Origin of the sequence: Thioalkalivibrio sp. ALJT, assembly GCF_000381825.1 — a bacterium.
Taxonomy (GTDB): domain Bacteria; phylum Pseudomonadota; class Gammaproteobacteria; order Ectothiorhodospirales; family Ectothiorhodospiraceae; genus Thioalkalivibrio.
This window is the reverse complement of sequence record NZ_KB907129.1, coordinates 33,397-56,736: the sequence shown is the minus strand read 5'-3', so window position 1 is coordinate 56,736 and position 23,340 is coordinate 33,397. Positions and strand designations below refer to the sequence as shown.

The window sequence follows — 23,340 nt, the reverse complement described above, 5'->3', positions numbered from 1 at the left end:
TCGCCGGCGCCGGTTCCGAGCTGGAGCGGGGCAGGACGGCGTGGTCGGCCACGGGCTATAGCCAGTCGCGCAGGGCCTTTCGGGTCTGGCGCCGGATGACGGTCCGGACTCGCTGCAGCGCGGGAAATTCGCCGTGACGGTCCTGAAAGGCGTCGTGCCAGGCATCGGCGTTTTCCTGCAGGCGCTCGGCCTGGGAGCGGATCAGGCGCTGGACCAGGCGAGGGGATACGCCGAGTTGGTGGGCGAAGGCCTCCCAGTGATTGCGATGCAGGTTCTGCGGGTCCTCGGCGGCGCCGATTGGCAGTGCCATGCGATGGCTGATGCGGGGTATGGCGAGCGTGCTTACCAGATCGTACCAGGGGGCCAATGCCCATCCGCCGCCGGATGTGGCAAGCAGGGAGAGGTTCTTCAGGTGACCATCGGTGTTGCCCGCAAGGGCGTTGAAGATTTGCCATGCGGCCAGGGTCTGAATGTCGCGCGCGGGCCGGGTCGAGTGCTCGCGAAGGATGTCGGTGATGGTGGAGAAGGTGGCAGGGGATCGGCTGTACTTGTCCGCACGGGAAAGCCCTTGTGCCTGGCAAAGATCTTCTTGATGAAGGCGCACGACGCGCTTGCCCTCCGTCCGGCGATCGAAGCGTTCGCTCAGGGATAGAGTCTCCTGGTTCAGGAGTACCGGTTCGACGGGGGCGGCGGGCAGGTCGAGCTCTCGAGCGAGAAAGGTGGTGAAGGCCTCGAACAGCGGGATATGCCGCAGATCCGGTACCGGAAGCTTGAGGATGTGGGTGGAGGCCGTGCCCGGCGCCGGCAGAAAGAATTGCCAACGGTTCTCTTGCCGCCCGGCCCGGACGGCCAGCTTGTCCTGGGCGCCGGCGAGCGAGAGGCGCGGGGGCTCGTCATGTCCCGTCCAGTGGCTCTGCCCGCTGCCGATGGTACGTAGCAGATGCTCGTTCTCCAGCGCATGGCAGATTTCGCTGGTGGCGTCTGGCGGCTCGCCTTCCGGGAGGATCTGCAGGGCGCCGGCGCAATCGGCCCCGAGCCGTTCCAGAAGCAGAAAATCATCGTCGGCGATGCCCAGCCAGCGCACCAGGCGGTCCCGGGCGCCACCCTCCGGCAACAGATTGGCAAAGAAGTGGTGACCGCGCATGTCCGGCGGGACGAAGTCCCCGGTTTCGGTCAGCGGCAGGCTGCAGGAGATCGGCCAGCCATCGGTGAGCCAGTCGCTATCGTAGCAAAAGGCCATTTGCCGGCCTGGGGTGAGGAGCAGGCGGCCGACAGGCTGCTGCCCGTACCAGACGCACAGTGCGCTGGTCACGGTCTTGCGGCGCCTCGCGGCCGGGCCAGGATGTCGATGCCGACGAGACGCGCGATCTCCAGGGACAGCCCCAGCCGCGCGGTTTCCTTGCCCCGTTCCAGTTCCGAGACGAAGCGTGTGCCGACGCCGGCCGTTTCGGCCAGCTGGGCCTGTGTCAGGCCCTGTGCCTTGCGAGCGGTCCGGATCTGGTGACCCAGATCCGCCGGGCTGCGAATCTGCAATGGCGTGAGGTCGGGTGTCATGCGGTTCATGCCGATAGTACCGATCGGGAAGAATCGCACGATTCTGGCTCCGTCACAACAAATATGATCCCGTTCGGTAAAAAGTGTGCCGTGCAAGCCTTATTCGGCGGATTTATTACCGATCGGGAATCACGGATGCCGGATGGTCCCGTGGACCTCTCCCCCGGAAATGAACTCGATAGCCGACCGAGATAACGGCGTTGAGGTTGAAGTATCCGGTCTGGCAGGTCGTGACGTCTGCGGCAGTTGTTGCTTTTTTTGCACCAACTCAATCGCCTCGGGCTTCACCCGCGGGTGCCGGACGGCAGGTTGTAGAAGGCGCGGGCGGTGGCGGTGGTGTGGGCGGCGAGGTCTTCCGGGGTCTCGTCGCGGAGCCGGGCCACGTATTCGCCGATGTGGGGGAGAAAGGCGGGCTCGTTGCGCCGACCGTTGCCGATCTTCTTGCCGCTGCCCTTGGGCAGGGTGCGTGGCAGGAGGTAGGGGGCGTCGGTCTCGATCATCAGGCGGCCGCGCGGGATGCGCGGGACCAGCGGGTGCAGGTGGGTGCCGCGGCGTTCGTCGCAGACCCAGCCAGTGATGCCGATGTGGCAGTCGAGGTCGAGGTATTCGGCCAGGGCGTCGGCCTCGCCGGTAAAGCAGTGCACCACGGCGGCCGGCAGCTTGTCGCGCCAGCGGCGCAGGATCTGCGCGAAGTCGTGGTGGGCGTCGCGCTCGTGCAGGAACACCGGCAGGCCGAGATCGGCGGCCAGCTCCAGCTGGGCCTCGAAGGCGATGCGCTGCTGCGGGCGCGGCGAGTGGTCGCGGTTGTAGTCCAGCCCCATCTCGCCCATGGCGACGACGTTTTCGTCCGCGCGGGCGAGGTCACTGAACCGCGCGGCGGTCGCGTCGGTCCACTGCTTTGCCAGGTGCGGGTGCACGCCCAGGGTGGCGCGGCAGCAGTCCGGGTACTGGTCGGCGATCTCCAGGCATTTCTCGCTCTGGTGGGCGTCGGCGCCGGTGATCAGCATCCAGGAGACGCCGGCCTCGCGGGCGCGCTCGAGGACCTCGGCGCGTTCCTTTTTGAAGGACTCGTGGGTGAGGTTGAAGCAGATATCGATCCATTCCATGCGCGGTATGCTAACGGATTGGACGCGCAGCGCCAGATCAACGGCTCTGTTGTGACGGAAACCCGGTGGTTGCAATGACGGCGCTGGCGTCCGGGTTTGACGTCGGTAGCGCGGCGGCGTGTTAAATCTTCGGCAATGTTTTTGATCTGGAGTCTGGAATGCGTGATGCGAATACCCGGGCGGTTTACCTGAGCGAGTACCAGCCGCCGGCGTTTGTGGTGGAGAGCCTGGAGCTGGACTTTGATCTGGCCGCGGCGACCACCGAGGTGACCACGCGCATGGCGGTGCGGCGCAACCCGCAGGCGGCGGAGCCGAACGGGGCGCTGCGGCTCTACGGTGATGGTGTGGAGCTGGTGTCGCTGACCGTGGATGGCGCGGAGCCGGGCGAGGGCCTTCTGGAGCAGGATGGCGAGGGCCTGCTGCTGCACGGCCTGCCGGAGGCGGCGCGGCTGGAGATCGTCAGCCGCTGCCACCCGGAGCAGAACACCGCGCTGGAGGGCCTGTACGCCTCCAGCGGGAACCTGTGCACGCAGTGCGAGCCGGAGGGCTTTCGCCGCATCACGTTCTTCCCCGACCGCCCGGATGTGTTGACCACCTACCGCGTGCGGCTGGAGGCGGACCGGGCGCAGTACCCGGTGCTGCTGGCGAATGGCAACCGTGTGGAGGCCGGCGAGCTGGACGGCGGGCGCCACTACGCGGTGTGGGAGGACCCGTTCCCCAAGCCGTCGTACCTGTTTGCGCTGGTCGCCGGGGATCTGGCCTGCCAGCGCGACACCTTCACCACCATGTCCGGGCGCGAGGTGGCGCTGGAACTGTATGTCGAGGCGCACAACGCCGATCGCTGCGATCACGCGCTGGCCTCGCTGAAGCGCGCGATGCGTTATGACGAGGAGGCCTTCGGCCGCGAATACGATCTGGACGTGTACATGATCGTTGCGGTGGACGACTTCAACATGGGGGCGATGGAGAACAAGGGGCTGAACCTTTTCAACGCCAAGTTCGTGCTGGCCAGCCCCGACACCGCCACCGACAGTGACTTTGTCGCCATCGAGTCGGTGATCGCCCACGAGTACTTCCACAACTGGTCGGGCAACCGCGTGACCTGCCGCGACTGGTTCCAGCTGTCGCTGAAGGAAGGGCTCACGGTCTTCCGCGATCAGGAGTTCACCACCGACTGCACGCTGTTCGGGGTCAAGCGCATCGACGATGTCGCCATGCTGCGCGCCTTCCAGTTCCCGGAGGACGCGGGCCCGCTGGCGCACCCGGTGCGCCCGGACCACTACGCCGAGATCAATAACTTCTACACCCTGACGGTCTACGAGAAGGGCGCGGAGCTGATCCGCATGCTGCGCACCCTGATCGGGCGCGAGACCTTCCGCCGCGGGCTGGATCTCTACTTCAAGCGCTTCGACGGCCAGGCCGTGACGACGGACGACTTTGTCGCGGTAATGGCCGAGGCCAGCGGGCGCGATCTCGCCCGCTTCAAGCGCTGGTACACCCAGGCCGGCACCCCGCATGTGACCGCGAGTACCGCCTTTGACGGCCCCGGTGGCCCCGCCCGCATCACGCTGGCGCAGGAGACCCCGCCGACCCCGGGCCAGGCGCACAAGGAGCCGGTGGTGATCCCGGTGCGGGTCGCCTTCCTCGGCGCCGACGGCCAGCGCATCCGCGCGCGCCGGGAAGGCGACGACGCCGCGCGCGACGAATGGGTGCTGGAGCTGGATGCCGCCGAGCACACCTTCTGCTTCGAAGATCTGTCCGCCGAGCCGGTCGCGATCTCCTGGCTGCGCGGCTTCTCCGCCCCGGTGATCCTGAACGCCAACCAGGGCGTGGACGAGCTGGCCCACCTGCTGGCGCATGACGACGATGCCTTCGCCCGCTGGGAGGCCGCGCAGACCCTGTTCCGCCGTGCCATCCGCGCGCGTATCGAGCACGACGCTGCGGACTCCGCGCTGGAGGCCGCCACCGAGCACGCCCTGCGTGCCCTGATCGAGGACCCGGCGATCGAGCCGGTGCTGCTGGCGACCATCCTGCAGCTGCCGCCCACGCGCGAGCTGGCCGAGCTGTTCGAGCGCGTCGATCCGGTGCGCCTGCGCATGGAGCGCGACGACCTGGAGAAGCGGCTCTATGCCCCGCTGGCGGGTGCGATGCAGCAGATCCAGCCGAAGCTGGACGATGTGGACAACGGGGCCTTCACCGCCGAGGCGATGGGTCGGCGCCAGCTGCGCAACCGCCTGCTGGCGCTGCGTGTGGCGGCCGGCGACCAGGCCGCGGTGCCCGAGGCCCTGGCGCAGTACCAGAAGGCGCGCAGCATGACCATGCGCATGGGCGCGCTGAATGCGGTGAACGAGCTGGATCACGAGGCCCGTCAGGTGCTGCTGACGGACTTCGAGCAGCGCTACCGCGACGACCCGCTGGTGCTGGACAAGTACTTCGGCCTGCAGGCCGGCAGTCAGGTCCCGGGCGGCTTCGAGCGCCTGGAGGCGCTGCTGGAGCATCCAGGCTTTCGCTGGACCAACCCGAACCGGGTGCGTGCGGTGCTCGGGCCGTTCATGGCGCGCAACGAACGCCACTTCCACCAGGAAGACGGCGCGGGCTACCGCCGTATGGGCGGCTTCGTCGAGAAGCTGGACGCGATGAACCCGCAGACCGCCGCGCGCCTGGCCCAGCCGCTGACGCGCTGGCAGAAGGTGGACAGCGCCCGCGGCGAGCAGATGCGCGCGGAACTCGAGCGCCTCGCCGCGCTCGAACTGTCACGCGACCTGCGCGACGTGATCGAGCGCGCGCTGGCCGACACCTGAATCAGTGTCTCCCAGGAGGGTTGATTTGCAGGAGTCTGCTTGCAGGCAAATGTCCCGTCACAGTCGGACGCGGGCAGAGGCTTCGCCTGCGAGCAGGCCCCTGCGGTGGTTGTGACGGGATGTGGTATTTTGCGTGTTCATGTCGGGCCGGGGTGCCCGCTTGCGGGATGTCTGATGTGAAACGGGTCTTCCGACAACTGCTGTGCTGGATGCTGGTGGCGGCGATTGCCGGTCTGCCGGCGGTGGCTGCGGCAGTGGGCATGGAAGGCGGTCACGCCGGTCACGCGGCGATGCACGGAACTCCGTCCGCCGACGATTCGCACGTGCGTCATGCTCAGACCCATGCCCATGGTGCTGACCGGTACCACCATGGACGGGACCATGACCAGGGCGCCGCCCGGCACGACCACCATAGGCATGGTCAGCACGCCGGGCACGCCGCTGATTCGCACCACGACCACCATGGCCCCGTAAGTTCCGACACTTCTCATCTCGGCGACCCGCTTGGGCACGCCGACTGCGTGGATGCTTCCTGTCTGGCCAGCTGTTCCGCCTGCGGCCATTGCCAGGGCATGCCAGTTTCGTCCGGAACCGGTTTTCCGGCCCTGGTGAGGCAGGCCATGCGCCTGTATTCGTTCCAGAGCGGTCCGCCTGCGGCCGCGATATACCGACCCCCGATCCTCTCCTGATCTGACTGTACCGGCCCGAGCGCCGGGGCTGTCCGCGCGTCCGGGTTCCACCCGGCACGGGCGGACGGCAAGGCCGTGTCGCGCGTTCGCGCGGGATGCGGAATCGAAGTCCGATCAAGGAGATTTTCACGATGCGAGCAACCCGATTGCTGCTCCCCGTCGTATCGGTGCTGTTCCTCGCCGGTTGCGCGGTCACCGCGCCCGAGCTGGACCGCTCCGAGCTGGCGGAGGACATCTCGGTACAGGGGATCGACCTGCCCGGGTCGGAGATGCCCCGACCCTCCGGCGAGCTGACGCTCGAGGCGGCCATTCACCAGGCCCTGTGGCGCAACCCGCGCATGCAGCAGGCCTACGCCAAGCTGGATCTGACGGCTGCCGACGTGGTCGAGGCGGCCCAGTTCTCCAACCCCTCTCTGTCGCTGTCGGTGATGCGTCCCGAGGGTGGTGGCGGCAACGAGACGGGGGTTGGCCTGGCCTGGGGCATTTCCGGTCTGCTGATGCGTAGTGCGCGTCAGGAGATTGCCGAATCCCACTGGGAATCCACTCGTCTGCAACTGGCCGAGGGGATGGTGGCCCTGGCCTCGGACACCGAGCGTGCCTGGTATGACGCGGTGGCTGCACGCCAGCGGGCCCATGTGCAGGCGCTGGAGACCCGTGCCGCGGATCTCGGTGCGCTGCTGGGCGAGCGCTTCTATGACGCCGGCAACATCCCCGACCTGAAGCGGGCCCAGTTGCGCATCCGTGCGGCCGAGGCCCGGCTGAAGCTCGAGGATGCGCGGCAGCGCGAGCGCGAGACCCGTCTGCGCCTGGCCCACCTGATGGGGCTGCCCGGCCAGGTGGATGGCTGGGAGGTCCCCGGCAAGCTGCCGCTGCCGCTGGCCGGCGTGGAGGATCGCGACTCCCTGGTCGAGCAGGCCCTGGAACAGCGTCTGGATCTGCGCGCCCTGGATCACGCCCTGGAGGGGCTCACCGAGGGCGTGGCCCTGGTGCGGCGCTATCGCTGGCTGGGTGACATCGAGCCCGGTATCGAGTTCGAGCGCGAGAGCGACGGCACCCGCCTGTGGGGCGGTGGCATCTCCTTCACCCTGCCGATCTTCAGCCAGAACCAGGCCGGCATCGCCCGCGCCGAGGCGCGGCTTTCGGACGGCGAGGCCCGCCGGGCCCGGCTGGAGCAGGCGGTCACCGCCGATGTGCACCAGCACTACGTGCGCCTGGCCCATCACCGCGACAAGTTCGGCACCAAGCGCTACGAACTGCTGCCGGCCCGCGAGATCGAGCAGGAGCGCATGCAGGAGCGCGTGAACTTCATGTTCGACGATGTCTTCGACCTGCTGGTGACCAAGCAGGAAGAACTGGCCGACTGGCAGCGCGCGGTGGCCGCGCTGGGTGACTACTGGCGGGCCCGGGTGGATCTGGCCTTTACGGTGGCCGGCGAGCTGCCGGGCGGGGCGCCGGGTGACGAGGGCTATCTCGACACCGATGCGCTGGAGCATGACCCGTCGGCGATGGATCACGACCATCATGGCCACGGTGACCACGGTGACCACGGTGACCACGGTGACCACGGTGACCACGGGGATCACGGTGACCACGGGGATCACGGGGATCACGGGGATCACGGAGATCACGGGGATCACGGAGATCACGAGGATCATGACCATGGCGATCACGGTGACCACGGCGACGACGGTCACGGAGGGCATCACTGATGAAACGGCGTAATTTCCTGCTGGCCGCCGGCGCGGCAATGCTGCCGGCAACCACCCTGACCCGGGTGATGGCCGAAACGGGTCACGAGCACCACAACCAGGGCGAAACCACGCCCGGCGAGCGCACCGAACAGGGCTACATGCCGGTGCATACGCCGAACGGCTGGACCCTGCCGTACGAGATGAACAACGGCGTGAAGGAGTTCCACCTGGTCGCCGAGGAGATCGAGCACGAGTTCGCGCCCGGCTCGATGGCCAAGTGCTGGGGCTACAACGGCACCACGCCGGGGCCGACCATCGAGGCGGTGGAGGGCGACAAGGTCCGCATCTATGTGACCAACCGCCTGCCGGAATACACCTCGGTGCACTGGCACGGCATCCATCTGCCCTCGGGCATGGACGGCGTAAAGGGCGTGACCCAGCCGCCGATCCACCCGGGCGAGACCTTCGTCTACGAGTTCGAGCTGAACCAGCACGGCACGCACATGTACCACCCGCATGCCGACGAGATGGTGCAGATGGCGATGGGGATGATGGGGATGTTCATCATCCACCCGAAGGACGGCGAGATCGAACCGGTGGATCGTGACTACGCGATCCTGCTGCACAACTGGGGCCTGCATCCCGGTACCCGCACGCCCGATCCGTCGATCATGGTGGACTTCGATCTGTGGTCGATGAACTCCAAGGTGTTCCCGGCCATCGACTCGCTGGTGGCGAAGACCGGCGAGCGGGTCCGCATCCGCATGGGCAACCTTTCGATGTGGAACCACCCGATGCATGTGCACGGGGTGTCGTTCGAGGTGACCGGCTCCGATGGCGGGCGCTGGCCGCGCGAGCAGTGGCGCAAGGAGACAACCGAGATCGTCGCGGTCGGCCAGACCCGCGATATCGAGTTCACGGCACCGCCGGGCGACTGGGCGTTCCACTGCCACATGACCCACCACACCATGAACCCGATGGGGCACGGCATCGCCAACCCGCTGGGGGTCGATCAGTCCGGTATCGAGGAAGAGATCCGCAGCATCCTGCCGGGCTACATGGCCATGGGCGAGCACGGCATGGCGGATCACCAGGACCACACCGACGGTGGCCACATGCCGGGCCCGGAAAACACCCTGGCGATGGGCATGGGCCACGGGCCGTTCGGCAACATTGGCATGGGCGGCATGTTCACCCTGATCAAGGTCCGCGACGACCTCGAGCCCGGGGACTTCCGTGACCCGGGCTGGTACTGGCACCCGGACGGGGAGGTGGCCCGCCGTGTGAGCAGCGATCCGGATTTCGGCAATCCGGTGCGCCGCGGCAAGGTCGCGGATGCGGATTCCGACCGGCTCCCGACCCCCAGCCGCGATGCCCATGGCGGGCATGGAGGCCACGGCGGCCATGGTGGCCACGGGGGGCATGGAGGACACAACGGCCACGGCGGCCACAACCACTGAGTTTCCACCGGTGCAGGTGCCGGGACCGCCGCAAGGCGGCCCCCGGTGACCTGCGGCCGGCGGGCTCTCAGACGACACGACTGCACTTGAGCAACTAGAGGCTTACATGATGACGATTTTTACCCGCGATACCCTGCGTTCCGCCCTTGCAGCCCTGCTGCTGGCCTTCGCCGCCCCTCTGCTGGCCCACGAAGGCGAGATGGGGAATGTCCCGGAGGACGGCTCCACGGTGCAGGGCACCCCGCAGGAGATCGGGATCCACTTCGATGGCGCGATGCGCATTACCCAGTTCGACGTGATCGGCCCGCGTGGTCGGGTCTCTCTGGCAGACCAGCCCGGCAATGATCCGACCGAGGAATACCATGTGCGCCCGGCCGGCGACCTGGAACCAGGTCGTTACGAGGTGCGCTGGCGCGGCCTGGCCCGCGACGGCCACATGATGTCCGGGAGCTTCCGCTTCACGGTGGAGGACTAGGGAAACACTGATCCATGTACACGCTCGCGTTGGTACCCCAGGTTTTCCGATACAAGGCGCGGCGTGCAGCGCCGTAGCCATTCTACGGTCAAGCGGCGCAACGCAGGATCGGGGAACCTGGGGTGCCAACCCCCAAGGGGCTCGGCCGCTTTTGCGCGCGCACGGCGTTGCGACTCCCTTGTGCAGAATGACTGCACGGCGGTCGCCGCGCCTTGTTCACACGCAAAAGCGACTCGAGCGCGAGCGTGTACATGGATCAGTGTTTCCCTAGCCGTGGCCTGGTTGTCCGCGCTGACCGGTGTGGATGCCTGGACGGTCGCCATGATCCTGGTGGCGACCGGATTCTATGCCGGTGCCCTGCTGGCGGCCGGGGCGGTGCTGTTTCGCCTGGCATTTCCGGATCTGCCCGATCCGGAGCGTCGGGCGGCCAGCCGCATGGGTGCGATCGCGGCCTGGGTCGCGATCGTGCTGGCCCTGGTCCAGTGGCCACTGCAGGCCGGATACCTCGGGGGTGGCAATGGTGCGGCCGCCTTCGACCCGATGCTGCTCGGCATGGTGTTCGAGGGGGCGCAGGGAACCCGGCTAATCCTGGCCGTGACCGGTTTGTTGCTGGTGCAGGCGATCCTGCTGGATGCCCGGCGGCTGCCGGGGCTGGGCTACGGTCTCAGCCTTGCCGGCGTATTGCTGGTGATGCTCGCCTTCGTGCAGGTCGGGCACACGGTCGACGAGCCGCGTGTCCTGCTGGGTGGTCTGCTGGTGTTTCATCTGCTGGCCGCGGCCTTCTGGATCGGTTCGTTGTGGCCGCTGTATCGCCTGGCGGGGCACCCGCCGGCGGGTCGTGATGCCGCGCGCATCCTGGCGCGCTTTGGCCAGGTGGCGGTGTTCGGGGTCGGGCTGCTGGTGCTGGCCGGTGTGGTGCTGGCGGCCTTGCTGCTGGGCGGTGTTACGCCATTGCTCACCACGGGCTATGGGCAGTTCCTGATCGGCAAGGTCCTGATTGTGGGATTGCTCCTGCTGCTGGCGGCCGCGAACAAGTGGCGCCTGGTGCCGGCGTTCGAGCGGGGCGAGCCGCTGGCCCCGCCGCGACTGCGGCGCAGTATCGCGCTCGAGGGAGTCCTCGTCGCCGGCATCCTCCTGTTGACCGCAGTGCTGACCACAGTGAGTTCGCCGGCCAGCGGGTAACCGGCGCGGGCGTCAGATTGGCCGTTGCGCGACGGTGGCGGCGAGTGTGGTCTCCTCGCCGTCGCGCAGGAGCTCGATTTCCAGGGATTCGCCTGGTTGCGTGCGGGCAATCGCGTTCAGTGCCTCGCGCGGGGTGTTCACGCTGCTACCATCCAGATGGGTGAGGATGTCGCCGGCCCGAATTCCGGCCTCTGCGGCCGGGCCTTCACGCAGGATGCCGGCCACCAGCACGCCACGCGGGGCGTCCAGGCCGAAGGATTCTGCCAGTTCCCGGTTCATCGCCTGGACCTCGATGCCCAGCCATCCGCGGGCTACAAAGCCCTGTTCGATGATCTCGTTCATTACGCTGCGCGCGAGATCCACCGGGATCGCGAATCCGATGCCATGGGAGCCGCCGGAGCGCGAGAAGATCGCGGTATTGATGCCAATGACCTCGCCACGGGCGTTGATCAGCGCGCCGCCGGAGTTGCCGGGGTTGATGGCCGCGTCGGTCTGGATGAAGTCCTCGAAGGTATTGATACCCAGTTGCTTGCGGCCGGTGGCGGAGACGATGCCGTGGGTGACGGTCTGGCCCACGCCGAACGGATTGCCGATGGCCAGCACCACGTCGCCGACCTGCAGATCGCTGGAGCGGCCGGCGGTGGCGACCGCCAGACCGGGGCGGCGCACTCTCAACACGGCGAGGTCGGTATCCGGATCAATGCCGATGATCTCGGCGGGATGGGCGGTACCGTCCGGCAGCACCACCGCAATGGCATCGGCTTCCTCGATCACATGGTGATTGGTGAGAATGTGCCCCTGATCGGTCATGATGACCCCGGAACCGAGACTGGACTGCTCGCGCTCGCCGGGGGGCAGTGGCTGCCCGAAGAGGTCGTGCAGTCCGAAGCCGAGCGCGGTACTGATGTTCCGCGAGGTCATGATGTTGACTACCGCCGGGGCAGCCCGGCGTACGCCGTCGGCGTAGCTGGCCGGGGCGCCGGGGTGCTCCGCTGGTGCCGATACCCCGGATTCCGGCCCGTGCTCGCCGCGGTCGAGGACGCCGGGGAAGAACACGGCGATTACCACGGCCAGGGCGACGCCGGTCACTGCGGCTTGCAGCAGGAAGCGAGAGAAATTCACCATATGCCGAATATACCGAATCATGGATCCAATCGGGGGTTTCGGACGTGGTCGATCGCAATGAACTGATGCAGGCAATGAATGCGGAGTTGCAGCCGGAGGCATTCCGCGACTACTGCCCGAATGGTCTGCAGGTGGAGGGACGCCGGGAAATCCGTCGGATTATCAGCGGGGTGACCGCATCGCGGGCGCTGGTGGAGGCTGCGGTGGCGGCCGACGCTGACCTGATTCTGGTCCACCATGGTTACTTCTGGAAGGGCGAGCCGCAGGTGATTACCGGCATGAAGCGCGAGCGGATGCGCCAGCTGCTCGCGCACGACATCAATCTCGTGGCCTACCATCTGCCGCTGGATGCCCACCCGGTGCTGGGAAACAACGCCCAGCTTGCCGAGCGCCTGGGTTTCACGGTGGAGGCCCCGTTGCGCGAGGACGGGGTTGGTCAGGTCGGTTTCCCGGTGCGGCCGATGAGCACCGGCGATCTGCAGACGCAGCTTGGACAGGTCCTCGGACGCGAGGCCCTCTGTGTGGAGGCGGGCGATCACCCGATCCGTCGCATTGCCTGGTGCACCGGGGGTGCTCAGTCGCTGCTCACCTCGGCGGCTGCGCTGGGCGTGGATGCTTACCTGAGTGGGGAGATCTCCGAACAGACGACCCATGAGGCGCGGGAACTGGGCGTGCATTACTTTGCCGCCGGGCACCACGCCACCGAACGCTACGGCGTGCAGGCCCTCGGGCGCTGGTGTGCCGAACGTTTCGATCTCGAGCACCAGTTCATCGATATCGACAACCCCGCCTGAAGGAATGCGGATCCGTGTCTCCCTGAAGTCTGCCCGCCCGGCTTCCTGAACGGGCACGCGGGCCTTTGGCTCATGGCGGTGCAGGCTGTGCCCTGTCAGGGCTTTTTTGGCCCCAGCACAAGTGTATTAATAATCATATACTTATAGGGTTTTTCCGGTTTCCTTCCCGTGTGCGGCGCCCGGTTTTAAGGCAGTAATCTACTTGACCTTATTAGCGTGTTCGGGAATTCTATCGGATTTTACAGCTCGCCCAGATGGGCCCGCGCGCGGATGCCGCAGGCCTTCTCGTGCCGGCTGCACGATTGCTGTGCGGTCGCGGTACCACGATTTCAACACGTTGTTTGGAGAGACAAACATGGCAAACCAAGGCGTAAACCGAGGCCGTCGCCGGTTCCTCGTCGCCGCGACATCCGTCGTAGGCGGAGCCGGGGTCGCCGCAGTTGCGGCCCCGTTCCTGGCGTCCTTGCAGCCCAGCGCACGCGCTCAGGCAGCCGGGGCCCCTGTCGAGTTCGACGTGTCCGCTGTCGAGCCCGGTCAGCGTGTCAGCGTCGAATGGCGCGGTCAGCCGATCTGGGTGGTGCGGCGTACCGATGAGATGATCGCCGGTTTGGCCGAAGTGGCCGATCGCCTGCGTGACCCCGACTCCGAAGTGGAGAGCCAGCAGCCGGAATACGCGCAGAACGAATTCCGTTCGCGCAAGCCGGAGATCCTGGTCGTGATCGGTATCTGTACCCATCTGGGCTGCTCGCCGAGCTACCGTCCCGAGATTGGTGACCCCGAGATGGGCGCTGACTGGCAGGGCGGCTGGCTGTGCGGTTGCCACGGCTCGCGTTTCGACCTTGCCGGGCGCGTTTACCGCAACATGCCGGCGGCCACCAACCTGGTGGTGCCGCGGCACATGTACCGCACGGACACCTTGCTTGTCGTTGGTGAAGACGAAGACGGGGAGGCGATCTAATGGCCAGCAATCCTGATACCAAGATCCAGGGCGGTCTGCTGGGCTGGGTCGACGCCCGCTTCCCGCTCTCCCAGATGTGGAACGAACATCTGGCTCAGTACTATGCACCGAAGAACTTCAATTTCTGGTATTTCTTCGGCTCGCTGGCCCTGCTGGTGCTGGTCATCCAGATCGTATCCGGCATTTTCCTGACCATGTTCTACAAACCTGATGCGGAACTCGCGTTCGCGTCGGTTGAGTACATCATGCGCGACGTGGAGTGGGGCTGGTTGATTCGCTACATGCATTCCACCGGCGCCTCGATGTTCTTCGTGGTCGTCTATCTGCACATGTTCCGGGCACTCATGTATGGCTCCTACAAGAAGCCGCGCGAGTTGATCTGGATCTTCGGTGTGCTGATCTACCTGGTGCTGATGGCCGAGGCCTTCGCCGGCTACCTGCTGCCGTGGGGTCAGATGTCCTACTGGGGCGCCCAGGTGATTGTGAACCTGTTCCAGACCATCCCGTACATCGGGCCGGATCTGGTGACCTGGATTCGCGGTGACTTCCTGCTCTCCGATGCCACGCTGAACCGCTTCTTCGCACTGCACGTGATTGCCCTGCCGCTGGTGCTGATCCTGCTGGTGGCCGCGCATATCATTGCGCTGCACGAAGTGGGCTCCAACAACCCGGACGGCATCAACATCAAGGAGAACAAGGACGAGAACGGCATCCCGAAGGATGGTATCCCGTTCCACCCGTACTACTCGGTGAAGGATCTGGTCGGCGTCGGCGTGTTCCTGATGGTCTTCGCCGTGATCATGTTCTTCTTCCCGACCGGTGGTGGCCTGTTCCTGAAGCCGGACAACATGATTCCGGCCGACCCGCTGGTGACCCCGGATCTGATCCCGCCGGTCTGGTACTTCACCTCGATGTACTCGGTGCTGCGTTCGGTCCCGGACCCGTTCCTCGGCGTTGTGGCCATGGGTGCCGCGGTGATGATGCTGTTCTTTATCCCCTGGCTGGATCGCAACCCGGTACTGTCGATGCGCTACCGTTCGTTCGCGGCCAAGTTCAACCTGGGCGTGTTCGTGGTGGCCTTCGTGATCCTCGGCTGGCTGGGTCTGCAGCAGGCCACCACCGAGGTTAGCGAGATGAGCCTGCGCTGGTCCACGGTCTACTTCGCGTTCTTCTTCCTGCTGTGGTTCCTCAGCAAGGAGCGCTCCGTGGTCTTCAGCCTGATCGCATTCGCCGTGGTGGTGGGTATCTACACGATCTACGACATCCTGCGTTTCGATCCGAGTGACGCGAGTCTGATCATGTGGTCCTGGCTGATTCCGACCGTGTATCTATTCGTGACCATGGTGGCCCCCGCCTTTGCGCGTGGCCTGGGCCGTGACCGTGCCGTTCCGGAAAGGGTGACTTCGTAATGAAAACGCTGATTGCAACTACGTTCCTGGCCGCCGCGGCCCTGTTCACCGTCCCGGCCGCTTCGGCGGCCGGGGGTAGCGGCGAGCTGCAGAAGGCCAACATCGACGTAACCGACCAGGCTGCGCTGCAGCGCGGCGCCAACCTGTACATGAACTACTGCATGGGCTGTCACAGCACCGAGTACATGCGTTATAACCGTGTGGCACGCGACATCGGGCTGACCGACCAGCACATGGAAGACAACTTCATCTTTATTACCGATGAAGATGGCGACCCGGTGGGTGTCGGCTCGCTCATGAAGAACGCGATGGGCGAGGCCTATGGCGAAGAGGCCTTCGGCGTGGTCCCGCCCGACCTGACCATGACCACCCGCATCCACGGTGAGGACTGGGTCTACACCTTCCTGAAGAGCTTCTATGTGGACGAATCGCGTCCGCTGGGCGCCAACAACACCCAGTTCAGCAATGTCGGTATGCCGCACATCCTGTGGGAATTGCAGGGCTGGCAGGAGAAGGTGGTGGACGAGGATGGTAACGAGCGCCTGGAGCTGGTCCGTTCGGGCAAGATGACCCCGAGCGAGTATGACCGGGCCGTGCGCGATATCGTCACTTACCTCTCCTACATGGGTGAGCCGATGCAGCTGGACCGCCAGCGGATCGGCCTGTACGTCCTGATTTTCCTCGGGATCTTCACGATCCTTGCCTACTTCTTGAAAAAGGAGTACTGGAAAGACGTACACTAGGCGGCCTGAACCGTCGCCGGCGCACTGATCAGGGACGATCGGGTGCCGGTGTTATTGACCGTCTGCCCGGCGCGGGAAACCGACCGGGGTAGGGAAACGCTGATTAATGTACACACTTGCGTTGGTACCCCAGGTTTTCCGAGACAAGGCGCCGCACACAGCCGGTAGTGGTTCTACCGGAAAGTGCCGCAACGCGGGATCGGGGAACCCGGGGTACCAACCCCAAGGGGCTCGGCCGACGGTTGGTATCAGATACGGGCGTGGGAACGGCGTTGCGCCTTCTGGGTGCAAAATGACTGCACGGCAGTCACCGCGCCTTGTTCGCACGCAAAAGCGACTCGAGCGCGAGCGTGTACATCAATCAGTGTTTCCCTAGGGAGAAAGCCATGGCGCTGGTCGCCAATCGTCGTTCCGTTATGACCCTGTTTTCCGCTCACGACTGTGTGCGTTGCCACCGGGTGCGCATCATCCTTGCGGAGAAGGATATCGCAGTCGATGTTGTGAACCTCGGGCCTGACGAGCTGCCCGAGGATCTCTCCGACCTGAATCCGTACAACGAGGTTCCCACGTTGGTGGACCGGGATCTCGCCCTGTACGGGACGCACGTCATTACCGAATACCTGGATGAACGTTTTCCGCACCCGCCCCTGATGCCGGTGGACCCGGTTTCCCGTGCGGCCGCGCGCCTGGCGCTTTATCGCGTCGAACGTGACTGGTACGACGGTCTGGATGCGGTCTATCAGGCCTCGGGGAACGGGCTGACCAAGGCGCGCAAGATCCTGCGCGAGAGTCTGGTGAGCTCGGCGGAGATCTTCGAACTCAAGCCGTATTTCCTGAGCGACGAGTTCTCGATCGTCGATTGTGCGATTGCCCCGGTGATGTGGCGGCTTCCGGCGGTCGGTATCGATATCACATCGTTGCCCGAGGCGATCCAGGAGTACGCCGATCGGGTGTGCCGGCGCGAGTCGTTCCAGGTAAGTTTGACCGAGGCCGAGCGCGAGCTGCGCCTGTGACTTCGTCGCGTCCCTATCTGCTGCGTGCACTCTGGGAGTGGGTCACGGATAACGGCTTCACGCCGCATATCCTGGTCGACGCCACGGTGGAAGGGGTCGCCGTGCCGCCGGCATTTGTCGAGCAGGGCAAGATTACCCTGAACGTGGGGCCATCGGCCGTGCAGGCCTTGAATCTCGGGGATGATGCCGTGGCCTTCTCGGCGCGCTTTGCCGGTAACCCAATGGATGTGTACGTGCCCATGCCGGCGGTGCTGGCCATCTACGCGCGCGAAAACGGGCAGGGGATGATGTTCGGAAGCGAGCCGGGCCCGGGGCCGGAGGATGGTCCCGGCGGTGACGGGCCGGATGATTCGGGCCCCTCCGGTTCCGGAGAAGGTAACGCAAAGCCAGCCGCCCGTCGCAAGGGGCCGGCACTGAAGGTCGTCAAGTAACTGGACGGATATTCGGCCCCGGTGCCTTGCCGGGGTTGAGGATGTTGTCGGGGTCAAACTGTTGTTTGATCCCGGCCATCAGGTTCAACGCTACCGGATCAAGCTCGCGCCCGACAAAGCCGCGTTTGACCAGGCCGATACCGTGTTCGCCGGACAACGTGCCGCCCAGCCCCAGCACCAGTGAGAACACCGCGTCCAGGCAGCGTTGCGCGGCTGCAAGCTCCTGCGGGTCGTCCGGGTTGACCAGCAGATTGACATGGATATTGCCGTTGCCGGCGTGCCCGAAATTCACGATCCGGATCCCGTGCTCGGCCGCCAGGCGGTCGAGGCCGGCGATCAGATCCGGGATGCGCGACACCGGGACCACGACATCTTCGTTGATCTTTTTCGGCGCCACCGTGCGCAGCGCGGGCGAGAGTGCCTTGCGCACCGCCCACAATGCCTGTGTTGCTTCCGGGGTGTCGGCACTTACGGTCTCGAGGCAACCTTCGCCTTCAGCCGCGCGGCGCACGCCGGCGGTGGTCGCCTCGATGCCGGCCTCCGTGCCGTCGGTTTCGATCATCAGGATGGCCCCGGCATCTGCCGGCAGTGGGCAGTCGGCGGCGTAGTCCCGGATCATCGCGATCGCGGAGTGATCCATGAACTCGAGCGCCGACGGGACCTCCGCGCGCGCCATGAGGCGCGACACGGCGCGGGCGGCCGCGTCGACGTTGCGATAGACCGCCTGGATCAGCCGCGTGGCCTCCGGCCTCGGGGTCAGGCGCAGGGTGGCCTCGGTGAGGACGGCGAGCGTGCCTTCGGAGCCGATCAGCAAGCGGGTGAGGTCGTAGCCGACCACGCCCTTGGTGGTGTGGACGCCGGTACGGAATGCCTCCCCGGTGCCGGCCACGCCGGCCAGGCCGAGGGTGTTGTCCCGGGGTGTGCCGTACTTCACGGCATGCGGGCCTGCCGAGTTATAGGCCAGGTTGCCACCGAGGGTGCAGTAGGCGCTGCTGGTGGGGTCCGGCGGCCAGAAGAAGCCCTCCTGGCCCGCCGCCTGTTGAATCGCGCCGTTGGTTACGCCGGGTTCGGCGATCAACCAGCGGTTGGCCGGGTCGACGTCGACGATTCGGTTCATGTGCTCGAAGGAGACGACCAGGCCACCATGGTCCGGGACGGCGGCTCCCGTGGTCCCGGTCCCGCGCCCACGGCTGGTGAGGGCAACACCCAGCGTGCGGCACAGCCGCACCAGTTCACGCACGGTTGTCGCATCGCGCGGGAAGGCGACCGCCTCCGGTACCGCATGCAGTTTGGAGTTGTCGGCCCCGTAGCTCCAGCAGTCCGCCGGGTCGACCAGGTGGTCGCCAGCCGGCAGCAGGCGTTCCAGTTCGCGTTGCAGCGGCGTCATGCCGGGCGACTCACGACACGCGCCCCTGGATCGCGTCCTGCAGCCATTCGATGTGATCGTTCCCGTCCAGGGTGATCACGTCGAACCGAACAGGCCCGGTCCAGCGACTTTCCTGCAGGTAGGCCTCGGCGACCCGCAACAAGCGATCCTGTTTGCGTCGGTCGATGCTCTCGGCGCCACCTCCAAAGCCCGGATGGCTGCGTTTGCGCACCTCCACCAGCACCAGGGTGTCGCCCTCAACCGCCACCAGGTCCAGCTCGCCGTAGGGGCGACGCACGTTGCGGGCGCGCAGGCGCAGGCCGCGGCTTTCGAGGTAGTTCGCCGCGAGGCGCTCGGCGGCCTGGCCGGCCGCGCCCGGACGGAACACGTCAGGAGTCCCCGCTGGCCGCAGGTCGGTCGATGCGCTGCGGTTCGCCGCGCTCGAAGCGCGCCCAGGCCGGTTCGCGCACCCATTCGTGGGTGAGCGGGTTCAGTCTCCAGGTCCCGGTGCCGCCCGGCATCTGGTGATGGGGTGCCGCTCGCACGGCGTCCTGGCGCAGGCTCAGGCGCAGCGCGTCCATTCCCAGGGCCACGAAGCGGGGCAGGGTCGGGGTCGCGATGGCCGCGCCATTTGCGTCGAGCGGCTGGATGCGGTCGAACAGGTGCGGTGCGTCGGGGAATACGATGGCGTTCAGATCCGCATCGCGTCGGGAATCCGGGTCACCGGCGTATACATGGGAGGTGGCCATGATCGGGAGCTGAGTGGCCCGATGAAAGTGCAGGTGCGGCACGATACGCCGCACCTGGGTTGCCGCACCGGCCACGAACAGATGGTCGATGTCGGCGCGTACCTGCGGATCCGCCTCCAGCTCCAGCCCGGTGCGGCGAGCCAGTTCGCGGATCCGCCCTTCGCTTTGCGGGATGCCCACGGCGTTGCCGATGGTGGCGTTCAGATCATCCGCCATGGGGTCCACCCGGACTACTGTGCGCGCCTGCAGATCCAGCTCGGCGAGCGCGGCCTGATGGGCCCGGGCCACACGATCCCCGAACGTCCCCTCGGGCAGGATCACCAGGGCGTGGCGCCACCCGGCACGGGCAGAACGGTCGGCAACGGCCCGTGCATCTTCTTCCGGATTCAGTGCCAGAGTGGTGATGTCATCGTGGGCGCGGACATCGGTACGGTTGAGCAGGACCGTGGGGCGCGTCTGTTCTCGGGCGGCCACCGCTTGCACGGATTCGCGGCGCAACGGACCAATGATGCGCGAGACCCCCGCTTCGACCCCGTTGCGGTACAGGGCGGCCGCAGTCTCCGGCGCGCCGTGCGTATCGCGCACGATCAGGCGGCCGCCGCCGGTATGCTCGGCGTAGTAGGCGCGTGTGATGCCGTCGAGGACGGAGTGGCCCAGCTCGGCAAGGTCGCCGGACAGGGGCAGCAGGACCAGGGTGTCGCCCTCGTGGTCGGTTGCAAGCGGGAAACTGGCCAGCAGGTCGGGGAGCAGGCTGTTGGCCGGATGGGAGGGGTTGCGTTCGCGCCACTGGGCGGCGGCCTGCCGCGCCTGGTCTTGTGAGTCTGCACTGCGCAATGCCATGAACAGGCGCACCCAGGCATCGCTGTCGGGCGAGCGGGTGCCCAGCAGCTGCTCCCGCTGAGCGGGGCGCAGTGCGGCCAGCACGCCCCAGATGCGCTGCTGGTTCTCCGCATGCAGGTCCGGTTCCATGACGAGCTGGCCGTCCAGCAGCAGACGGCTGTCCAGGGCCTGATACCATTGACCCTCGTGTTCCAGCAGTCTGGCGTGCAGGGATAGCCCCTGGCGGTAGACCGAGGGCGTGCGCGTCGGATCATCCGGGTCATCTCCGCCCAGGCGTTCGCGCGCCTGTTCCCAGTCGCGCCGGGCCGCGGCCAGTTGGGCCCCGAGCAGGCGGGTGGCCTGCGGGGCGCGTTCGGCAGCGGGCAGCGCGTTCCAGAGCTGGTCGGCCTGTTCCAGCTGGTTCGCGCTGGGCGTGTCCAGGGCCAGCACGGCGGTGAGGGCCTCGCGAATGGCGTCCGGTTGCGGGCGCGCACGGGCCTCGTTCAGCAGCAGGCTGGCGCGCACCTCGGGTGCGAGCTCGACCAGATCCGGGCGTTCCTCGGGCTCTGGCTCGGGGTCGGGGAGCGGATCCGGACGCGGCGTTGCGCAGCCCGCCACGATGGTCGCGGTCAGCAACAACAGGGCAAGGCGGGACGGCAGCCGGGCATGGCCGGCGCGGTGCTGAGATCGGGGCACGATGGTGGTCACGAGGTTTCCCTGGCGAATGAGGAGTCAGTATTGAAAGCGCATCAGGCCGTGTCAACGAACTGGGGCACGTTATGGGTAGTTGCCACCCCGATTGGCAATCTCGGGGATTTGAGTCCCCGGGCCGGAGAGGTCCTGGGGCAGGTCGCGCGCATCGCAGCGGAGGATACGCGACACAGTGCCGGGCTGCTCGCGCACCTGGGGGTTCGCACTCCACTGGTCAGCCTGCATGAACACAACGAGTCCGAGCGTGTCCCCGTGTTGTTGCAGGCCCTGCAGGCGGGGGAGTCGGTCGCCCTGGTCTCGGATGCCGGCACCCCGCTGGTCTCCGATCCCGGTTATCGTCTGGTGCGCGCCGCGTGCGACGCTGGATTGCCGGTGCGTGCGGTGCCGGGGGCCAGCGCGCCCCTCGCGGCGCTTGCGGTCGCAGGGTTGCCGTCGGATCGCTTCTGCTTTGAAGGCTTTCTGCCGCACGCGGCCGGGGCGCGCCTGCGGCAGCTGGAAGGGCTCCTGGCTCAACCCGTCACGACCATTGTGTTCGAATCCTCCCATCGTATACGGGCGGCGGCCACGGACCTCGCCGGGCTGGCCCCGGAGCGCGAGGTATTCCTGGCGCGTGAGCTGACCAAGCAGTTCGAAGAGCACTATCGGGGGGCGGCCGCGGGTCTCCCGGCCTGGCTGGATGCGGACGGCAATCGCACGCGCGGCGAGTTTGTGCTGATCTTCGCACCCGCGCCGGTTGTGGCAACCGGCGCTGCGGCCGACGAACCGCTGGCGGCCGAACACGAGCGCCTGCTGGCGGCGCTCCTGCAGGAGCTGCCCCTCAAGCGGGCCGCACGTCTGCTCTGCGATGCCACCGACCTCCCGCGCAACCGCGTCTACGCCCGAGCCCTGGCCCTCAAGAACGCCGCCGAGTAGGCGCCTGTCGGGTCTGGCTGATCGTCGCGAGCGTGTTGGGAGGGCGGCTGACAGGGCGGCTTGAAGTGGGGAAAGAGCATGGTCGGCGGGGGCTGGGGGTTGTCGTGTCGCCCGGGGCATGGTGTCCGGAATCCGGTTGAGCTGCTTCCGGTCTTCGTGCCTTTTGGTGAATCGCTATTGACCCTGACCCGGTCGCGCGGATGGCGGGCCAGGCCGTTGTTCGCCGGGACCTGGCAAAGCCTTGCGTTCGGGGGCCGGGCGGCGTACAAGGGGCGCGGGAGTCGGCCAGGCAGTCGCTGCATCCTCGGATGTGGAGGAAAGTCCGGGCTCCACAGGGCAGGACGCCAGGTAACGCCTGGGCGGCGTGAGCCGACGGAAAGTGCCGCAGAAAATATACCGCCGATGGCCCTCGGGCACAGGTAAGGGTGAAAGGGTGCGGTAAGAGCGCACCGCACGGCTGGTAACAGACCGTGGCAGGGTAAACCCCGTCCGGAGCAAGGCCAAATAGGGGTGTATGGTGTGGCCCGCATCGCACCCGGGTAGGCTGCACGAGGCGTCCGGTGACGGGCGTCCCAGATGAATGACTGCCCACGACAGAACCCGGCTTATGGCCGACTCCCACTTTTTCCCACCGTTGCGGCCCCACCCGCGGGCCGGCGTGTCGCCAGCTCGGCGGTTCCTGCCGAAAACTCGTGAAGTAATTTCTTAAGTGTAGCCCTCAAGGTCCGGCTTTTTATGCCCTTCCTTCAGTCCTTTCGGCGTGCTCGAGCGGGTTGCGCTAAGTCTCTGTGATTCAAGGTTTATTTTTTGTTTTTCAGGGTCAAATTTCTTGACTCGCGAGGATGTCCGTACCTATAGTGTCGAAAAGTGGGGCAAAGTGGGGAAAGGTGGGTAACCGCCGCTACCAGTCATGTTTCGAGGCGTCAGCCAGCTCAATCTGGATGCGAAGGGCCGCTTGGGTATGCCGGCGCGGTATCGCGACGACCTCGCTGCGAGCTGCAACAGCCAGCTGGTGATTACCGTTGACCCCTCCCGCTGCCTCCTTCTCTACCCGTTTCCGGAATGGGAGCGCATCGAGCAGAACCTGATGTCCCGTCCCAACATGAACCCCAAGGTGCGCAACCTGCAGCGCCTGCTGGTGGGCCACGCCACCGAATGTGAACTCGACGGCAGCGGTCGTCTGTTGCTGCCGACACCGCTGCGGCGGTACGCCGGCCTGGAGAAGCGGGTCGTCCTGCTGGGGCAGGGCAAGAAGTTCGAGATCTGGGACGAAGCCACCTGGGAAGAGACCTGTGCCCAGGTGCTGGGGGGCGACGTGGATGATGAAGCGCTCGAGTCCATTGCGTTGTGAC

At 66.4% G+C, this 23,340-nt stretch carries 21 protein-coding genes and 1 other RNA gene; 15 read left to right on the top strand and 7 right to left on the bottom strand.

Features of this window, described 5'->3' with window-relative positions; genetic code table 11:
- Positions 1-55 precede the first annotated feature (55 nt).
- From G332_RS12880 to G332_RS0110240, 3 genes are all read right to left on the bottom strand, one after another.
- Positions 56-1,312, bottom strand: coding sequence for a type II toxin-antitoxin system HipA family toxin (locus tag G332_RS12880; RefSeq protein WP_081619798.1), 1,257 nt, complete (start codon positions 1,310-1,312; stop codon positions 56-58).
- The gene (locus tag G332_RS0110245) at positions 1,309-1,593 is read right to left on the bottom strand and encodes a helix-turn-helix domain-containing protein (RefSeq protein WP_019626907.1); all 285 of its coding nucleotides are present in this window, start codon (positions 1,591-1,593) and stop codon (positions 1,309-1,311) included. The genes G332_RS12880 and G332_RS0110245 overlap by 4 nt, the downstream gene beginning before the upstream one ends.
- A 245-nt stretch (positions 1,594-1,838) precedes the next feature.
- The gene (locus tag G332_RS0110240) at positions 1,839-2,660 is read right to left on the bottom strand and encodes a TatD family hydrolase (protein ID WP_019626906.1); all 822 of its coding nucleotides are present in this window, start codon (positions 2,658-2,660) and stop codon (positions 1,839-1,841) included.
- A 158-nt stretch (positions 2,661-2,818) separates the two neighbouring features.
- Here G332_RS0110240 and pepN point away from each other — a divergent pair, with 158 nt between their 5' ends.
- The 6 genes from pepN to G332_RS0110210 all read left to right on the top strand — a co-directional run bounded on the left by pepN (position 2,819) and on the right by G332_RS0110210 (position 10,958).
- Positions 2,819-5,461, top strand: a complete 2,643-nt coding sequence (gene pepN / locus G332_RS0110235; RefSeq protein WP_019626905.1) for an aminopeptidase N — start codon at positions 2,819-2,821, stop codon at positions 5,459-5,461.
- Between the two features lie 167 nt (positions 5,462-5,628).
- Positions 5,629-6,150, top strand: a complete 522-nt coding sequence (locus G332_RS13800) for a hypothetical protein (RefSeq protein WP_081619797.1) — start codon at positions 5,629-5,631, stop codon at positions 6,148-6,150.
- 146 nt (positions 6,151-6,296) lie between these two features.
- Positions 6,297-7,859 carry a TolC family protein gene (locus G332_RS0110225; RefSeq protein WP_019626903.1) on the top strand — a complete coding sequence of 521 codons (1,563 nt, stop codon included), beginning with the start codon at positions 6,297-6,299 and terminating at the stop codon, positions 7,857-7,859.
- The gene (locus tag G332_RS0110220) at positions 7,859-9,301 is read left to right on the top strand and encodes a multicopper oxidase family protein (RefSeq protein ID WP_019626902.1); all 1,443 of its coding nucleotides are present in this window, start codon (positions 7,859-7,861) and stop codon (positions 9,299-9,301) included. The genes G332_RS0110225 and G332_RS0110220 overlap by 1 nt, the downstream gene beginning before the upstream one ends.
- 106 nt (positions 9,302-9,407) lie before the next feature.
- The gene (locus tag G332_RS0110215) at positions 9,408-9,776 is read left to right on the top strand and encodes a copper resistance CopC family protein (protein WP_019626901.1); all 369 of its coding nucleotides are present in this window, start codon (positions 9,408-9,410) and stop codon (positions 9,774-9,776) included.
- Between the two features lie 273 nt (positions 9,777-10,049).
- Positions 10,050-10,958, top strand: a complete 909-nt coding sequence (locus G332_RS0110210; protein ID WP_019626900.1) for a CopD family protein — start codon at positions 10,050-10,052, stop codon at positions 10,956-10,958.
- A 12-nt stretch (positions 10,959-10,970) separates the two neighbouring features.
- Here the strand turns inward: G332_RS0110210 and G332_RS0110205 are convergent, their stop codons facing one another.
- Positions 10,971-12,083, bottom strand: a complete 1,113-nt coding sequence (locus G332_RS0110205; protein WP_019626899.1) for a S1C family serine protease — start codon at positions 12,081-12,083, stop codon at positions 10,971-10,973.
- Positions 12,084-12,127: 44 nt separating this feature from the next.
- Here G332_RS0110205 and G332_RS0110200 point away from each other — a divergent pair, with 44 nt between their 5' ends.
- From G332_RS0110200 to G332_RS0110175, 6 genes are all read left to right on the top strand, one after another.
- Positions 12,128-12,877, top strand: coding sequence for a Nif3-like dinuclear metal center hexameric protein (locus tag G332_RS0110200; protein WP_019626898.1), 750 nt, complete (start codon positions 12,128-12,130; stop codon positions 12,875-12,877).
- A gap of 355 nt (positions 12,878-13,232) precedes the next feature.
- A complete protein-coding gene (petA, locus tag G332_RS0110195; RefSeq protein ID WP_026340776.1) occupies positions 13,233-13,835 on the top strand; it encodes a ubiquinol-cytochrome c reductase iron-sulfur subunit in 603 nt (200 codons plus the stop codon).
- On the top strand, positions 13,835-15,244 hold the full coding sequence (locus G332_RS0110190) for a cytochrome b N-terminal domain-containing protein (protein ID WP_019626896.1): 1,410 nt from the start codon (positions 13,835-13,837) through the stop codon (positions 15,242-15,244). The genes petA and G332_RS0110190 overlap by 1 nt, the downstream gene beginning before the upstream one ends.
- Positions 15,244-15,987, top strand: a complete 744-nt coding sequence (locus tag G332_RS0110185; protein ID WP_019626895.1) for a cytochrome c1 — start codon at positions 15,244-15,246, stop codon at positions 15,985-15,987. Before G332_RS0110190 ends, G332_RS0110185 begins: the two co-directional genes overlap by 1 nt.
- Positions 15,988-16,373: 386 nt before the next feature.
- Positions 16,374-17,000, top strand: coding sequence for a glutathione S-transferase N-terminal domain-containing protein (locus G332_RS0110180; RefSeq protein WP_019626894.1), 627 nt, complete (start codon positions 16,374-16,376; stop codon positions 16,998-17,000).
- On the top strand, positions 16,997-17,431 hold the full coding sequence (locus G332_RS0110175; protein ID WP_019626893.1) for a ClpXP protease specificity-enhancing factor: 435 nt from the start codon (positions 16,997-16,999) through the stop codon (positions 17,429-17,431). Before G332_RS0110180 ends, G332_RS0110175 begins: the two co-directional genes overlap by 4 nt.
- Here G332_RS0110175 and G332_RS0110170 read toward each other — a convergent pair.
- From G332_RS0110170 to G332_RS0110160, 3 genes are read right to left on the bottom strand one after another with little or no spacing between them, the layout of a single operon-like run.
- The gene (locus G332_RS0110170; RefSeq protein ID WP_019626892.1) at positions 17,424-18,818 is read right to left on the bottom strand and encodes an FAD-binding oxidoreductase; all 1,395 of its coding nucleotides are present in this window, start codon (positions 18,816-18,818) and stop codon (positions 17,424-17,426) included. The two genes, G332_RS0110175 and G332_RS0110170, sit on opposite strands and share 8 nt — an antisense overlap.
- 10 nt (positions 18,819-18,828) lie before the next feature.
- Complete coding sequence (locus G332_RS0110165; RefSeq protein ID WP_019626891.1) at positions 18,829-19,185, bottom strand: YraN family protein; 357 nt, start codon at positions 19,183-19,185, stop codon at positions 18,829-18,831.
- 1 nt (position 19,186) lies between these two features.
- Positions 19,187-21,073, bottom strand: a complete 1,887-nt coding sequence (locus G332_RS0110160) for a penicillin-binding protein activator (RefSeq protein WP_019626890.1) — start codon at positions 21,071-21,073, stop codon at positions 19,187-19,189.
- A 48-nt stretch (positions 21,074-21,121) separates the two neighbouring features.
- On the opposite strand from G332_RS0110160, the gene rsmI reads away from it, so the two are divergent.
- The 3 genes from rsmI to mraZ all read left to right on the top strand — a co-directional run bounded on the left by rsmI (position 21,122) and on the right by mraZ (position 23,339).
- Positions 21,122-21,988, top strand: a complete 867-nt coding sequence (gene rsmI / locus G332_RS0110155; protein WP_081619801.1) for a 16S rRNA (cytidine(1402)-2'-O)-methyltransferase — start codon at positions 21,122-21,124, stop codon at positions 21,986-21,988.
- A 277-nt stretch (positions 21,989-22,265) separates the two neighbouring features.
- An RNA gene (rnpB, locus tag G332_RS13085) (RNase P RNA component class A) lies at positions 22,266-22,611 on the top strand.
- 287 nt (positions 22,612-22,898) lie between these two features.
- A complete protein-coding gene (gene mraZ, locus G332_RS0110150) occupies positions 22,899-23,339 on the top strand; it encodes a division/cell wall cluster transcriptional repressor MraZ (protein WP_019626888.1) in 441 nt (146 codons plus the stop codon).
- Position 23,340 lies beyond the last annotated feature (1 nt).

Coding starts and splice junctions, on each gene's coding strand:
- G332_RS0110185 (WP_019626895.1), top strand. CDS start 15,244: ATGAAAACGCTGATTGCAACTACGTTCCTGGCCGCCGCGGCCCTGTTC.
- pepN (WP_019626905.1), top strand. CDS start 2,819: ATGCGTGATGCGAATACCCGGGCGGTTTACCTGAGCGAGTACCAGCCG.
- G332_RS0110170 (WP_019626892.1), bottom strand. CDS start 18,818: ATGACGCCGCTGCAACGCGAACTGGAACGCCTGCTGCCGGCTGGCGAC.
- G332_RS0110220 (WP_019626902.1), top strand. CDS start 7,859: ATGAAACGGCGTAATTTCCTGCTGGCCGCCGGCGCGGCAATGCTGCCG.
- G332_RS0110215 (WP_019626901.1), top strand. CDS start 9,408: ATGATGACGATTTTTACCCGCGATACCCTGCGTTCCGCCCTTGCAGCC.
- G332_RS0110180 (WP_019626894.1), top strand. CDS start 16,374: ATGGCGCTGGTCGCCAATCGTCGTTCCGTTATGACCCTGTTTTCCGCT.
- G332_RS0110240 (WP_019626906.1), bottom strand. CDS start 2,660: ATGGAATGGATCGATATCTGCTTCAACCTCACCCACGAGTCCTTCAAA.
- G332_RS0110190 (WP_019626896.1), top strand. CDS start 13,835: ATGGCCAGCAATCCTGATACCAAGATCCAGGGCGGTCTGCTGGGCTGG.
- G332_RS13800 (WP_081619797.1), top strand. CDS start 5,629: ATGTCTGATGTGAAACGGGTCTTCCGACAACTGCTGTGCTGGATGCTG.
- G332_RS0110205 (WP_019626899.1), bottom strand. CDS start 12,083: ATGGTGAATTTCTCTCGCTTCCTGCTGCAAGCCGCAGTGACCGGCGTC.
- petA (WP_026340776.1), top strand. CDS start 13,233: ATGGCAAACCAAGGCGTAAACCGAGGCCGTCGCCGGTTCCTCGTCGCC.
- mraZ (WP_019626888.1), top strand. CDS start 22,899: ATGTTTCGAGGCGTCAGCCAGCTCAATCTGGATGCGAAGGGCCGCTTG.